Origin of the sequence: Micromonospora fluostatini (assembly GCF_050410825.1) — a bacterium.
Lineage (GTDB): Bacteria > Actinomycetota > Actinomycetes > Mycobacteriales > Micromonosporaceae > Micromonospora > Micromonospora rosaria.
In genome coordinates, this window is the sequence record NZ_CP191251.1 from 2321818 (window position 1) to 2336312 (window position 14495).

Consider the following 14495-nt stretch of genomic DNA (forward strand, 5'->3'; position numbering starts at 1 on the left):
GCGGCCCCCGCCGACCCGGCGTACCCTGGGCCGGGGTCACCCGGCGGCGGCCCGCAGGCGGCCCCGGGCCACCAGCTCGACGGTCAGGACGACGGCGACCGCCTCGACGGCGAGCAGGCCGACCAGGACGAACAACTGGGTGATCCCGGCGGCCAGCGGGCTCGCGCCGCCGAGCAGCACCCCGACGAAGGCGCCGGGCAGGGTCACCAGGCCCACCGTGCGGGTCTGGTCGAGCGCCGGGATCAACGCCTGGGCGGCGGCGGGCCGGCAGACGAGCAGGACCGCGTCCCGGGGCACCAGGCCCAGGGCGAGGGCCGCCTCGACCTCGCCGCGCCGGGTGGCGACCTCGTCCAGGGACCGCCGCCCGGCCAGCGAGGTGGCGGTCATCGCGCCGCCGATGAGGATGCCCGCGACCGGGATGATCGCGATCCCGCGCAGCGGGACCAGCCCCGCCAGCAGCAGCCCGCCCACCACCGACAGGCTGCCGACCAGGATCGGCACTCCCACCCACCAGTCCCGGCGGCTCCCGGTGACGCGGCGGGCGGAGGTGACCGTCGCCACCGCGCACATCACCACCACGAAGGCGGCGGTGGCCCACAGCGAGGCCACGATCGCGGCGATCAGCAGCGACACGGCGGCCAGTTGCACCGCGGCCCGGCCCGCCGCGACGGCGATCTGCCGCCCGTGCCCCAGCCGGCCGAGGGTCGTCACCGCCGCCGCGGCGGCGGTGAGCACGACCAGGGCCACCGCCAGCTTCGGACCGACCACCAGCATCGTCGAGGACATCCCGACAGTCTCTCCTCCCCCGGGCGCGGCGCGGGCCGGGACCCGACAATCGGACCAGCGGCGGGCGGCGTCCCGCGTGGACCGCACCCGCACCCGTAGGGGCGTCAGGAGTCGTGGGGCCGCCGGCCGCTGTGCGGGGTCACGCGACGATCTGGTCCCCGGCGCCTGATCGCCCGGCACCGCCTGAGCCCCGGCCGGTGTCGTACCCGGGCGGTAGGTTCCCCGCGTGACCGACATCGACAGCGGGCGGTTCGCCACGTTGCTGCACGCGTACGGCCGGGCCACCGACACCCCCGGGCACCTGGCCGCGCTCGCCGACGGCGACACGGCCAGCCGGAACGCGGCGCTGGGGCACCTCTGGTCGGCCGTGATCCACCAGGGCACACCGTGGACCGCGACGCCGCCCGCCGCTGCCGCCGTCGCCGCGCTGGTCGGCGATCCGCGCCTCTCCGGAGCCGCCGACGCGGCGCTGCGGGCGGACCTGCTCTGCTTCCTCGCGGCCGTCGCCGAGAGCGGCCGGTCGTCCCCCGAGCTCGCCGACCTCGCCGATCCGGCCGGCGTCGACGTGGACGCCGCCCTGGTCGCCGCGCTCGACGCGGGCGACGAGGACGAGGTCTTCGCCGACGAGGTGCTGGCCAACGCGCTGTACGCCCGCGCCGTGCTGGGCTGCCGGGCCGTCGTCCCCACCGTGCTCGACGCGGCCACGGCCGCGCTGTCCGACCCCGCACCGGCGGTTCGCGCGGCGGCGGCGCACACGGTGAGCGCCTGCCGCCCGGCGCTGACCGCCCCGACCGGGACGGCCACGCTCGCGGGGCGTCTCGACGCCCTGGCCGCCGGGGCGGGGCCGGACGAACGGGCCGCCCTCGTCCTGGCCATGGGCGAGCTCGGCCTCGCACCGCGCACCTACCTGGACGACCCGCATCCGGGGGTGCGGGCCTGTGCCGCGCTGGCGCCCGCGCTGGCCGACGACCCGGTCGCGACCACCGAGATCCTCACCGCCCTGGCGGACCCGGCCGCCACCGACGACTGGTTCACCCAGCGCCCGCCCCAGATCCACACCCGGATCCGGTTCGCGCTCGTCGCCGCGGCGGTCGCCCGGGTCGACGACCCCGACCGCCTGCTGCCGGCGGCGCTCGCCGTCGCCCCGATCGCCAGCCCGTACACCGTCGGTGGCGACTGGGGAGCGTTGCTGCGCGCCCTCTTCGCCGGCCGCACCGACGACCCGCTGTCCCCCGCCCAGCGTCGCTACCTCGGCGCGCTCGTCGACAACGCCGGCCTGTGGGACTCCCGCAACGGCAGCGTCGGCCTGGCCTTCCGCGACGCCGGGCTGCCCCACGACCGGGCGGCCTGCCACGCCCTGGTCACCGACAGCGCCCCGGGGCCGCCGCCCCGGTGACCCCGCCGGGGCCGGTCAACGGAACGGGGAGCGTCCCGTGGCGCGCGGGACGCTCCCCTGGCTCCGGCCGGGGCCGGTGGTCCGATCAGGTGAACTTGAAGTACGAGCGGTACTGGTAGCCGTCGTCCAGGGTCAGGACGAACTCACGGCAGGTGCCGGCCCAGCTTCCGTCGGTCTTCCAGACGAAGTTGTACTGGCCGTTGGCGTTGGCCGACAGGCCCGAGTTGCCCGGGCTGACGGCGGCGACCGGGGTGGGCCGGGGGGTGACGGAGCCGTCGGGGTTGACGGTCCGCAGGGTGTCGCAGTCGACCAGGCGGGAGTACGGCGAGTTGCTGGCCAGGATGTCCAGGCCACGGTTGGTGGCCAGCTTGAACTTCATCGGTGCGGCGCTGCCGGCCTTGACGGTGTTGAGGGCCGGCTGGGCGGCGCGGTTTAGGAAGTCACCACCGCAGGACGGGTGGGTGTCGAAGGCCTCGGTGTTGTCGTCCCGGTTGGTGGTGCCCTGGACGGCGCTGTAGCCGAGACCACGGCGGGCGAAGGAGGCCCACAGGGTGCAGGCGTTCTCGCCACCGGTGAGGGCGGCGTCGGCGGCGATGATGGCGTTGCGGCCGGTGACGAAACCGGGGCCGCAGCCCTGCATCTTCAGCCCATCCATCACCAGTTGCATGGCGAGGTTGTTGCCGCCGCTGTTCCACGGGCCGTAGACGTTGGGGTTGACCCCGTGCTTGTCGATGAGGTCCCAGGTCATGTCCCACAGCACGGCGGCCCAGCCGTGGCCGATGCCGTGCGGGGCGGCCAGGGAGGTGCCGTTCAGCCAGCCACCGGTCTTGATGCTGTCGTAGGTGAACGGCTGCTTCTCCATGTCGCGCGAGTACGGCCGGGGGCGCAGGCCGTTGCCGCTCCGGTCCTCCTGGTAGAGGACGTACGGGACCAGGCCACGGGTGCCCTCGGCGGTGTCGAGCCGCGGGTCGAGCAGCGTGTTGATCGCGAAGAAGTCGCTCCAGCCCTCACCCATCTGCTCGTTGCCGGTGAGGCAGTTGATGCCCGGCCCGCCGGTGAGCCGCAGCGAGATGCCGTGACCGTACTCGTGGATGACGATGCCGGCGTCGAGGTCGCCGTCGCGGATACCCGGGTGGCTGGGGTGCTTGCGCAGCGAGCCGGTGACGGTGCCGTCGGCGATCGCGGTCTTGAGGGCGGCCCCGTCGGCCTGGGTCACCGCGACCGCCGGGATGGTGACCGGCGCGGCCGTCATGGCGCCGGTCAGCACCGGCGCGGCCCCGGTGGCGTTGTGCGCGACCACGACCGCCTTCGCGCCGAGGGACTCGGCGACCTGGGTCCGCAGCAGGTAGGTGCAGGCGGTGGTGCCGCCGTCGACCACCGCGATCCAGCCGCCGGTCGGCAGCGGGCCGGGGTACGACGAGGCGGCGCAGCCGGTGCCGCCGTAGACGAACCGGTGTCCGGGCAGGCCGGTGGTCGTGGGGGCCGGGCTGAACCGCGCCCACGAGGCGTCGAACGAGCCCACGCCGTCGACGACGACCTGGTTCTGCGCGCCGAACTGGTTGCCCGGCCACAGGTACATCTGCATGCGCGGGGTGCCGCCGTCGGCGGCCGGGGTGGAGAAGTTGGCGTTGTTCGTGCCGGCGCCGTCGGCGGCCTCGGCGCGGACGTAGTCGCCGCCGGTGCCGCCCCGACCGTAGTTGTTCACCTGGAAGTTGCCGGACGCCTCGTCGAAGCCGTAGCGGTAGGAGACGTCGTGGATGATGTTGTTCCAGTAGAACAGGTTGGCGGTGGCGGAGTCCCGGTAGCTCTGCGCGTGCTCGCCCAGGTTGAGCGGGAAGTTGAAGGTCAGGCTCGGGCCGCCGTCCGGGCTGCTGCCGAAGTCGGGCTGGTTGTTGGCGTCCTGGTCCTGGTAGGCGTGGACGTTGTTGCCCTGGGTGGTGGTGTGCTCCGGGCCCGGGACACCGTCGGTGTCGTGCCAGCCGTGCGGCGACGCGAGGCTGTCCGCCGGGTTGGTCACCGTGGTCCGGGGGCCGTCGTTGGGGCTCTCCGTCGGGTACCCGAAGACCTGGTAGCTCGACCCGTCCTGGACCGGCGCCGGTGAGCCGAGCACGGTGCTGGGGGCGGCCAGGTTCCGGCCGGCGACGTGCTGACCGAGGGTGTCGTGCAGGTCGTGCTTCTCGTCGTGGGTGGTCCAGTCCTCGGCGTCGAGCAGGTCACCGGTCTTCGCGTCGACCGTGGCGTTCCAGAGGTGGCTGTCGGAGGAGTCGTCGATCACGACCTGCCAGGCCAGCCGCAGCCCGTCCTCGGTGGGCTGCCAGCCGAGCTTGGCGGGGATCGGCTCGTCGGAGATGCCGCTGCCGCTGACGACGGTGCGCTGGGCGGCGCCGCCCGCGCGGCTCATCACCCGCGGGTTCTTCGGCGCGGCCAGGTCGAGCGCGTCGGCGGCGGCCTCCACCGCGTCGACCGCGTCGAGGTCGGCGGCGCCGGAGGGGCTGACGGCGAGGCCGGAGACGAGGCTGTCGCCGACGAAGACGACGCTGCCGTCCCGGGCGATGTTGACCGTGGCGGCGGCGCCGAACACCTCCCGCTCCTGGTAGCGCTGGACGAGGTTGACATGGGTGACGCCGTTGTGGCGACTGGTGTAGCTGGACAGCACGGCGAGGTCACCGACGTCGGCCGTGGTCACGCCGTGCTGCGCGGGGTTCCCCCGCAGGTACCGGATGGCGATCTCCTCCGGGCTGCCCTCGTTCGGGCCGGTGAGGAAGATCGGGTTCGATGGGGCGGGATCGTCCGGGGCAGCCGCGGCCGGCGTCGCGGCCACGGATGTCAGGGACACGACGAGGGTCGTGGACAGCAGCAACGCGAGGTCGCGGCGGCCACGGAGGGGGAAGGGTCGGAGGGGCACCGCTGCTCCTTCTTGGGGGTCGGAAAAGACAGCATGGAGCGCCGATCCACCACCGCCGGAGCGGTCCGTCACGGATCGTCCCGCAACGCCCGCCCGGTCGTTACGATCCGCAATCGAGCCGGTGCGGGGTGAATTGCATCGACGCTACGGTGCAGGTCACGGGCTGATCATCCGACGGATGTTTAAATATTTCCATCTACCACCCCTACGTCTGTCGCTGGACGCCGGGCCGGCCGGCGGCGGCAGACCGCCTGGTGGCAGCACCGCCGCGCGCCGACGGCGGGGCCGTCCGGCCCGGCACCAGCACGGCAGGTCACCACCGGTCCACCCGGGCGGGACGGCCGGCCGGAGGGGCAGAACGGGGCAGAGCGGACGCGCCGGGGAGCGGAGTGGCATCATGTGGCAGGTGACCAGCACCCCCGCCGCGGCCCCGCACCTGCGCGACCTCGCCCGGCTGCGCCGCGTCCGCGACCGGATCGACCGGGAGTACGCGCAGCCGCTGAACGTCGAGGCGCTCGCCCGGGGCGTGAACATGTCGGCCGGACACCTCAGCCGCCAGTTCCGCCTCGCCTACGGGGAGTCACCGTACGCGTACCTGATGACGCGGCGCATCGAGCGGGCGATGGCGCTGCTACGGCGGGGGGACCTCAGCGTCACGGAGGTCTGTTTCGCGGTCGGCTGCGCCTCGCTGGGCACCTTCAGCACCCGGTTCACCGAACTGGTCGGGGTGCCGCCCAGCACCTACCGGAGCCTGAGCCGCCCGGCGACGGCGGAGCTGCCGTCGTGCGTCACGAAGCAGGTGACCAGACCGATCAGGAATCGAGAAGCGCAGGTCACCGGCCTGAAACTAGCCTGACTGCCATGGACGTCACCATTCACGCCAGCTTCCTGCCGCACACCGACCCGGACGCCTCCCTGGCCTTCTACCGCGACACCCTCGGCTTCGAGGTCCGCAACGACGTCGGGTACGGCGGCATGCGCTGGATCACGGTCGGGCCCGCCGGCCAGCCCGGCACCTCGATCGTCCTGCATCCGCCGGCCGCCGACCCCGGCATCACCGACGACGAACGTCGCACCATCGCCGAGATGATGGCCAAGGGCACCTACGCCAGTGTCGTCCTGGCCACCGCCGACCTCGACGGCGCCTTCGAGCGGCTCCAGGCCGCCGACAGCGCCGAGGTCGTCCAGGAGCCGACCGACCAGCCGTACGGGATCCGCGACGCCGCCGTCCGCGACCCCGCCGGCAACATGATCCGGATCCAGGAACTGCGCTGAACCGGCCGCGCCGACGGCCCGACGACCCACTTGGAGCAACGATGAGCAGGGCCCCGAGGACCACGCGGTCCCCTGAGCCGCACGCCGCCGACAGCCACGACCTGATCCGGGTGCAGGGCGCGCGGGAGAACAACCTCAAGGACGTCAGCGTCGAGATCCCGAAGCGCCGGTTGACGGTCTTCACCGGGGTCTCCGGCTCGGGCAAGAGCTCGCTGGTCTTCGGCACGATCGCCGCCGAGTCGCAGCGGATGATCAACGAGACGTACAGCGCCTTCCTGCAGGGCTTCATGCCGAACCTGGCCCGGCCGGAGGTCGACGTCCTGGACGGGCTGACCACCGTGATCATCGTCGACCAGGAGCGGATGGGCGCCAACGCCCGGTCCACGGTCGGCACCGCCACCGACGCCAACGCGATGCTGCGCATCCTGTTCAGCCGGCTCGGACAGCCACACATCGGCTCGCCCCAGGCGTTGTCCTTCAACGTCGCCTCGATCAGCGGTGCCGGCGCGGTCACCATCGAACGCGGCGGCAGCACGACGAAGGAACGGCGGAGCTTCTCCATCACCGGCGGCATGTGCCCGCGCTGCGAGGGCATGGGCCGGGTGAGCGACTTCGACCTGGCCGCGCTGTACGACGACAGCAAGTCGCTCAACGAGGGCGCGCTCACCGTTCCCGGTTACAGCGTCGAGGGCTGGTACGGCCGCATCTTCAGCGGCTGCGGCTTCTTCGACCCGGACAAGCCCATCCGCGAGTTCACCACGCGGGAGCTGGACGACCTCCTGTACAAGAAGCCGACCAAGATCAAGGTCGACAACGTCAACCTGACGTACGAGGGACTGATCCCGAAGATCCAGAAGTCCTTCCTGTCCAAGGACCGCGAGGCGATGCAGCCGCACATCCGCGCGTTCGTGGACCGGGCGGTCGTCTTCACCACCTGCCCCGACTGCGGCGGGACCCGGCTCAACGCGGGGGCCCGGTCGTCGAAGATCCGGGGGCTCAGCATCGCCGACACCTGCGCGATGCAGATCAGCGACCTCGCCGCGTGGGTCCGCGACCTGGACGAGCCGTCGGTGACGCCGCTGCTCACCACGCTGGGGCGGACCCTGGACTCGTTCGTGGAGATCGGGCTGGGGTACCTCTCGCTCGACCGGCCGTCGGGCACGCTCTCCGGCGGGGAGGCACAGCGGGTCAAGATGATCCGCCACCTCGGCTCCTCGCTCACCGACGTCACGTACGTCTTCGACGAGCCCACCGCGGGGCTGCACCCGCACGACATCGCCCGGATGAACGACCTGCTGCTGCGGCTGCGGGACAAGGGCAACACGGTGCTGGTGGTGGAGCACAAGCCGGAGACCATCGCGATCGCCGACCACGTGGTCGACCTCGGCCCCGGCGCCGGTACGGCGGGCGGCACCATCTGCTTCGAGGGCACCGTCGAGGGGCTGCGGGCCAGCGGCACCCCCACCGGCCGTCACTTCGACGACCGGGCCACGCTCAAGGAGAAGGTACGCACGCCCACCGGCGCCCTGGAGATCCGCGGCGCGACCGCGCACAACCTGCGTGACGTCGACGTCGACATCCCGCTCGGGGTGCTGACCGTGGTCACCGGCGTCGCCGGCTCCGGCAAGAGCTCGCTCGTGCACTCCTCGATCCCCGCCGGGGCGGGGGTGGTCTCGATCGACCAGGGCGCGATCCGCGGCTCGCGGCGCAGCAACCCGGCGACGTACACCGGGCTGCTCGACCCGATCCGCAAGGCGTTCGCGAAGGCCAACGGCGTGAAGCCGGCGCTGTTCAGCGCCAACTCGGAGGGCGCCTGCCCCAACTGCAACGGCGCCGGGGTCATCTACACCGACCTGGGCGTGATGGCCAGCGTCGCCACCGTCTGCGAGGTCTGCGGGGGCAAGCGGTTCCAGGCCGCGGTCCTGGAGCACCACCTCGGTGGCCGGGACATCAGCGAGGTGCTGGCGATGTCGGTGGCCGAGGCCGAGGAGTTCTTCGGGGCCGGCGAGGCACGCACCCCGGCGGCGCACGCCGTCCTCACCCGGCTCGCCGACGTCGGGCTCGGTTACCTCACCCTCGGCCAACCGCTCACCACGCTCTCCGGCGGCGAGCGGCAGCGGCTCAAGCTGGCCACCCACATGGGCGACAAGGGCGGCGTCTACGTCCTCGACGAGCCGACCACCGGTCTGCACCTCGCCGACGTCGAGCACCTGCTCGGCCTGCTCGACCGGCTCGTCGACGCCGGCAGGTCGGTCATCGTCATCGAGCACCACCAGGCGGTCATGGCGCACGCCGACTGGATCATCGACCTCGGTCCCGGCGCCGGCCACGACGGTGGCCGGATCGTCTTCGAGGGCACCCCCGCCGACCTCGTCGCCGCCCGTTCCACCCTCACCGGCGAGCACCTCGCGGCCTACGTCGGCGGCTGACCGGCCCCGGGCGGTCACCGTGCGTCGACCCCGCGTGCCCGCGCCGCCGGCGCGCGCTGCGGTCCGTCGGGGCACGGTGACCCGCTGCGGTCGGAGACCGCTTTCCCGGGCCCGATCCCGCGTCGGCGTGACAATCGCCCCGGCCGCACCGATCCGCCCGGCGTCCGTCCCCGTACTACCCGGTGGCTGCGACCGGGCAGCGGACGAGTGAGGGAGCGGTGCATGAACAGGCGAGGCGGGAGAGGCGGCCGGGCCCGGAAGGTGGTCCTGGGCGTGGCCGCGGCGGCCCTGGCCGGTGGCGCGGTGGCCGTCGGCACCGGGCTGGGCAACGCGGGCGAGAACTGCGCCGGCCTGGACACCGCGCTGCGCAACAACCTCACCTTCATCGCCGGCCAGCAGGCCGACCCGGACGCGCTCTCCGCCGACCGGATCGCCAACCGGCAGGCCGTGGTCGACCTCATCCAGCAGCGCCGGACCGCCGCCGGCTGCACCGCCGACGTCCGGGCCGCGGCCCCCGACCGGCCGGCCACCCCACCGGCCGACGCCGGAGCCGGTACCACCGCGCCGGGCGGGAACGGGGCGACCGGCGGCGGGACGGGTGACGGCGGGACCGGGGCGGGTGAGGTGGTCTGCCGGGGTTCGACGGTCACCCTCTTCAACGAGGCCGCCGGGCCGGCCGCGTCCAGCGGGACCTTCCCGGTCGGCACCAGGCTCAAGGTCACGAACCTGGACAACGACAAGAGCGTCACGGTCACCGTGACCAGCCCGTCCGGAAGCTGCGTCCTGCTCAACGACGCGGCGTTCGAGCAGGTCCGGGAGCCGGGCAGGTTCGTGGTCCGGCGGGCGGTGGTCGAGCGGATCAGCTGACCGGGGCACCCACGACGGGTCCGGGCCCGTCGTGCGCGCGGGCCGGCGCGACCGGGGTGGCGACGGGCTCCCCCGCCGGCCCGCAGGCCGGCGCGACCATCGTGGCGGGTGGGCCGAGGCGGGGCCGCACCCCGGGTCCCGGCGGCCCGGGACGACCGTGGGTGACGGCCACGGGTGGGTCGGGGCCGCGTCGACGGTTCGGGGTGCCTTCTAGACTGCGGGCAGGCCACGACGGGTGGCCGCCGCCCCTGGGCGGCGCGGACGGGGTGGTCGACCGGCGCCTGCGGGGCATGCCCGGCGGGTACGGTGAGGTGGGTGCGAGTGCGGGGCGTGGCGGTCGGTGCGGGGGACGCGAAGGAGCCGGCCCGGGTGGCGGCGGTACGCGCGACCGGGCTGGACGCGGTGCCGGACGCGGCCCTGGACCGGTTCGTGGGACTCGTCGCCCGGGTGCTCGCGGTACCGGTGGCGCTGGTGTCCCTGGTCGACGACGTCCGGCAGTTCTTCCCCGGCGCGGTGGGGTTGGCGCCGCCGTGGCAGCAGGACCGCACGACGCCCCTGACGCACTCCTTCTGCCAGCGGGTGGTCCGCACCGGGCAGCCCCTGGTCGTGTCGGACGCCCGGACCGACGCGCGGGTCTGCGACAGCCCGGCGATCGAGGACCTGCGCGTCGTCGCCTACGCCGGGATGCCGCTGATCGGCGAGACGGGCCACGTGCTGGGGTCCCTGTGCGCAATCGACGACCGGCCACGCGAGTGGAGCGACCCGGAGCTGGCGTTGTTGACGGAGCTGGCGGCGACCTGCTCGGTGCTGTTGGGGGCACGGGTCGCCTCGGCACGGGCCGAGGAGGCGCTGACCGGCCAGCGGCAGGCACAGGCGGTGGCGCGGACGTTCTCGGCGCGGGTGAACGCCGCCCTGCGGCGCAGCCAGTTGCTGCTCGCGGCGAGTCAGGATTTCACCGGCACGGTCACCGTGTCCGACGTCATCGCGGCGACGCAGCACCTGGTCGTCGGCGAGTTCACGGCGGTGCACGTCAGCGTCGCGCTGCGGGACGAGAACGGCGGGGTGACGGTGTTCGGGGCCGAGGGCCTGCCGGCGGCGGTGTCCGCGTGGGCGCGCTTCCCCGCCGACGGGCCGGGGCCCCTCGCGGACGTGCTGCGCGAGCGCCGGCTGCTGTTCTGCACGGACCGCGCCGAGTTGTTGGCGGCGTACCCGACGCTGCGGGACACGGCGGAGGCGGCGGGCTGGCAGGCGCTGGTCGTCGCTCCCCTGTTCGGCTTCGCCGGGATCATCGGGACGTTGAACATCGCCTGGGAGCAGCCCCGTCCGGCGGACGTCGAGGAGCAGGCGGTGATCGTCAGCGTCGCCGGTTACGTCAGCCAGGCGATGCAGCGCGCCCGGCACCTCACCGACCGGGTGCAGGCCGCCGCGACGCTGCAACGGGCGATGCTCACCCCGCTGCCCACCGTCGAGCGCCTGGAGATCACCACCCGGTACCAGCCCGCGCACAGCCTCGACCAGGTGGGCGGTGACTGGTACGACGTCGTGGTGACCGGTACGGGGGCGCTGAGCCTGGTCATCGGCGACGTGACCGGGCACGACCTGCACGCGGCGGCCCAGATGTCCCAGCTCCGCTCGATGCTGCGCGGCTACCTGATCGACCGGCACGAGCCGCCGTCGGCGTTGCTGCGCCGCCTCGACCAGGCCAACTTCGCCCTCGGGGCCCGCACCATCGCCACCGCGCTCGTCGCGCACCTGACCCACCACGACGGCGAGCCGGTCACGGTGAGCTGGTCCAACGCCGGGCATCCGGCGCCGCTGGTCGTGACGACCGACGGGGAGGTACGCCCGCTCACCGGCCGCGATCCGCTGCTCGGCGTCACGCGGCTCACCCACCGCACCACCCGGAGCACGGTCCTGCCGGCGGGTGCGACGCTGCTGCTGCACACCGACGGGCTGCTCGAACGCCGCGACCGGTCACCGGACGAGATGACCGTCCGGCTGCACCGGGTGCTGGCCGGGCACGCCACGGCCCCCCTGGACGACCTGGTCGACGGCGTCCTCGCCGCCGTGCCCGCCACCGACCACGAGGACGACGTGGCGCTGCTCGCCCTCCGCGTCCCCGACGAGGCGTGACCGTCGTGGTCCCCGCGACAGCCGTGGTCCCGCGTCGGCGAACCGGCGCGGGACCACAGGTGACGGTGGGTCAGGGCGTGACCTGCTGGATCAGGACCGGTACGGAGTCGGTCCCGACCAGCCCCGTCGAGTCGAAGACCTCCAGCCACACCGACCACGTGGTGGTGGTGTTGCCGCTGTCCAGCGTGTCCAACTGGGCGGTGAAGGACGCGCAGCTCTTCGGCACGACCTTGTCGTCGATCGGGCCGCCGGTGGGCACCGCGCTGCCCTGGCAGAGCACCTTCGTGACGCCGCCGTCGCCGTAGGCGGTCCACCGGTACCGGGTACCGGAGATCGCGCCGTCCTCGGCGTCGGTGCCGGAGCCGGCGAGCGCGACCGACACCCCGGACCCGATCGTCGTCATCGTCAGCGCCTGCGTCGGCTTGGTGATCGTGGCGGTCGGGCGGGACTGCCCGGCCGGCACCGAGGTGACCGTGAAGGCGCGCTGCACGCTGGTGCCGCCCGCCGTGAACGTCACCGTGTACGTCCCCGGGGTGACCGTGGCCGCCGGCAGGAGCGCCTGGTGGTGGGTCTTCTGCAGGACCACCGTGTTGCCCCGCCGGACCGTCCAGGACGCCTCCGCGTCGGGTACCGGGCCGAAGGTGTCCGGGTCGTGGGAGGTGCCGAGCAGGCCGACGGACTGTCCCGCGGCGATGGTCAGCCCGGCCGGCGGCGAGACGATGGCCGCCGTCGTCGGGCCGTCGACCACCGTGACGGTGACCGCCGCCGAGCCGGTCCGGCCGAGACTGTCGGTGGCGCTGGCCGTGATGACGTGGGTACCGGCCGACAGCGCCGGCACGAACGTCTTCGACCCGGTGGCCACCACCCCGTCGCGGCTGCTGGTCCAGGTGAGCGGGATCTCCTTGCCGAGGAAGTCGGTCGCGGTGCCCCACAGGTCCACGGACTGGCCGACACCGAACTTCTGCGCGGTCTTCGGCGTACTGATGGTCACCGTCGGCTTGCCGACCTTGACCCCCAGCGCGGCGGCGACCGCCGCCAGGGCGTCGATCCGGCGCTGGCTGCCGGTCACCTTGGCGCCGAGCCCACCGACGTGGGCGGTGTCGTTGAGCAGGTCGCGGACCTGGGTGGCGGTCAGGTCCGGGTCGGCGGCCATCACCAGCGCGGCGACCCCGCCGACGAACGGCGCGGCGACACTGGTGCCGCAGGAGTCCGGCGTCGTCGTGCCGTCCGACGGGTTGCCGGCGTCGACGAGGCCCCGCACGCACATCGGGCCGTAGATCTCCACCGAGGTGGGGACGTCGCTGGTGCCGAAGTTCGAGTCGCCCGCGACCGTGGCGTTCGACCTCATCCCACCCACGCACATCACGTGGGTGCTCTCGCAGGGCACCCAGAGGGTGCCGGTGTCGACGTTCTGGCCGTTGTTGCCGGCGGCGGCGACGATCAGCGCACCGGTGTCCCGCACGTGCTTCATCCGCCGGTCGGTCCACTTACGGGCCCAGTCCGTACCGATGTTCACGTCGCGGGTGAAGCTCAGGTTGACCACGTCCGGACGGGTCTGCTCGGCGACCTTCTCCAGCCGCCGCAGCACCGTCCAGTAGTCGAGGCCGTTGCGTACCGCGACCAGTTCCTCCACCACCGGCCCGGCCGGTCCGGCGGTGCCGTAGTCGTTGTCGACCCGGCCCATCCCGGCGAGCACCACGTTGGTGGCGTGCCACGGGCAGGGCTCGCCGTTGGTGCAGTCGTTGAGGTTGGTCTCGCCCCACTCCGCCTTGTGCAGCGACACCTTGGTCGGGAAGTCGGGGTTGTTCTGGAAGCCGCCGTCCTGCACCAGGTACTTCACCTGCTTGGTCAGCTTGCCCTTGGCCTCGAGGAGCTGCCACGCCGGTGCGACGCCGGTGTCCATCGCACCGCCGGCCCGCATGAACGACCAGTCGAAGACGTTCGTCGCGATGTCGGGCGCCTCGAACACCTCGCCGTCGGTGATGCCGGTCGGCTCCACCAGCCAGTCGAGGACCAGTTCGGTGCCGGCCCGCCACTCGGCGGCGGCCAGCGCGAGCAGGCGCAGCGCCCGCTCGTCACCGACCCGGTACGTACCGGACTGGTGCGGCTCGGCGGCGAGCAGGTCGGCGACCAGCCCCGCCGGGTCGGCGCGGGCGGCGTCCACCCGGACCAGGTGGTCCTGTCCCTGCTCGTCGGGCGGGAACGAGTCGAGCACCTGGCCGCCCCAGCGGGCCAGGAAGGCGTCCAGTTCGGCGGGTCCGCCCACCCGCACCATCACCTCGTCGAGCACCAGGCCGGCCGGCCTGCCGTCGGGTCCGGCCACCACACCGACCTGCCGGTCGGTGCCGAGCCGGCCGACGGGGTCGATCGGCAGCCTCGGCGTGGTCAGGCCCGGATCGACCCGGACGGTCAACGGCTGCGTGCTGGTGCTGCCCGGCGTCGTGCTGGTGCTGCCGGGCGTGGTGCTGGTGCTGCCCGGCGTGGTGCTGGTGCTCGGGGTCGGGGCGGTGGCGGCCGGCGCGGCGGCGTCCGCCCCGCTGGGCGGGACGAGTCCGCCGGCGAGCGCCGCCGCCACGGCGACGATCAGGAAGCGGCGCCGGCCGGTGGCCGGTCGACGGGCGGAACGGATCGGTGTCATGGGTCTGTCCTCCGGGTCGCTGTGTGTTGACACCGGTAGGAGCGCGGCCGGGTCGGCATGCCAACA

General features: G+C 73.7%; 9 protein-coding genes. 6 read left to right on the top strand and 3 right to left on the bottom strand.

The window, feature by feature from the left end; translation table 11 throughout:
• Positions 1-36 precede the first annotated feature (36 nt).
• Positions 37-786, bottom strand: coding sequence for an ABC transporter permease (locus tag ACQUFX_RS10005; protein WP_428965720.1), 750 nt, complete (start codon positions 784-786; stop codon positions 37-39).
• Positions 787-1012: 226 nt separating this feature from the next.
• Between ACQUFX_RS10005 and ACQUFX_RS10010 the strand changes: the two genes are divergently transcribed.
• A complete protein-coding gene (locus ACQUFX_RS10010) occupies positions 1013-2182 on the top strand; it encodes a hypothetical protein (RefSeq protein WP_428965721.1) in 1170 nt (389 codons plus the stop codon).
• 85 nt (positions 2183-2267) lie between these two features.
• On the opposite strand, the gene ACQUFX_RS10015 is transcribed toward ACQUFX_RS10010, so the two are convergent.
• Positions 2268-5087 (bottom strand): M36 family metallopeptidase, encoded by a 2820-nt coding sequence (locus tag ACQUFX_RS10015; RefSeq protein ID WP_428965722.1) that lies wholly within the window; start codon positions 5085-5087, stop codon positions 2268-2270.
• Positions 5088-5493: 406 nt separating this feature from the next.
• On the opposite strand from ACQUFX_RS10015, the gene ACQUFX_RS10020 reads away from it, so the two are divergent.
• From ACQUFX_RS10020 to ACQUFX_RS10040, 5 genes are all read left to right on the top strand, one after another.
• Positions 5494-5943, top strand: a complete 450-nt coding sequence (locus tag ACQUFX_RS10020; protein ID WP_428965723.1) for a helix-turn-helix transcriptional regulator — start codon at positions 5494-5496, stop codon at positions 5941-5943.
• Positions 5944-5948: 5 nt separating this feature from the next.
• Positions 5949-6362, top strand: coding sequence for a VOC family protein (locus tag ACQUFX_RS10025; protein ID WP_428965724.1), 414 nt, complete (start codon positions 5949-5951; stop codon positions 6360-6362).
• Positions 6363-6403: 41 nt separating this feature from the next.
• Positions 6404-8791, top strand: coding sequence for an ATP-binding cassette domain-containing protein (locus ACQUFX_RS10030; RefSeq protein ID WP_428965725.1), 2388 nt, complete (start codon positions 6404-6406; stop codon positions 8789-8791).
• A gap of 273 nt (positions 8792-9064) precedes the next feature.
• Complete coding sequence (locus tag ACQUFX_RS10035) at positions 9065-9658, top strand: RlpA-like double-psi beta-barrel domain-containing protein (RefSeq protein WP_428965726.1); 594 nt, start codon at positions 9065-9067, stop codon at positions 9656-9658.
• 315 nt (positions 9659-9973) lie between these two features.
• Positions 9974-11791, top strand: coding sequence for a SpoIIE family protein phosphatase (locus ACQUFX_RS10040; RefSeq protein ID WP_428965727.1), 1818 nt, complete (start codon positions 9974-9976; stop codon positions 11789-11791).
• Between the two features lie 70 nt (positions 11792-11861).
• Here the strand turns inward: ACQUFX_RS10040 and ACQUFX_RS10045 are convergent, their stop codons facing one another.
• Complete coding sequence (locus tag ACQUFX_RS10045) at positions 11862-14429, bottom strand: S8/S53 family peptidase (RefSeq protein WP_428965728.1); 2568 nt, start codon at positions 14427-14429, stop codon at positions 11862-11864.
• Positions 14430-14495: the final 66 nt, after the last annotated feature.

Bases quoted from the DNA above. Each gene is read 5' to 3' on its own strand.
- ACQUFX_RS10005 (WP_428965720.1), bottom strand. From the start codon at position 786: ATGTCCTCGACGATGCTGGTGGTCGGTCCGAAGCTGGCGGTGGCCCTG.
- ACQUFX_RS10025 (WP_428965724.1), top strand. From the start codon at position 5,949: ATGGACGTCACCATTCACGCCAGCTTCCTGCCGCACACCGACCCGGAC.
- ACQUFX_RS10030 (WP_428965725.1), top strand. From the start codon at position 6,404: ATGAGCAGGGCCCCGAGGACCACGCGGTCCCCTGAGCCGCACGCCGCC.
- ACQUFX_RS10045 (WP_428965728.1), bottom strand. From the start codon at position 14,429: ATGACACCGATCCGTTCCGCCCGTCGACCGGCCACCGGCCGGCGCCGC.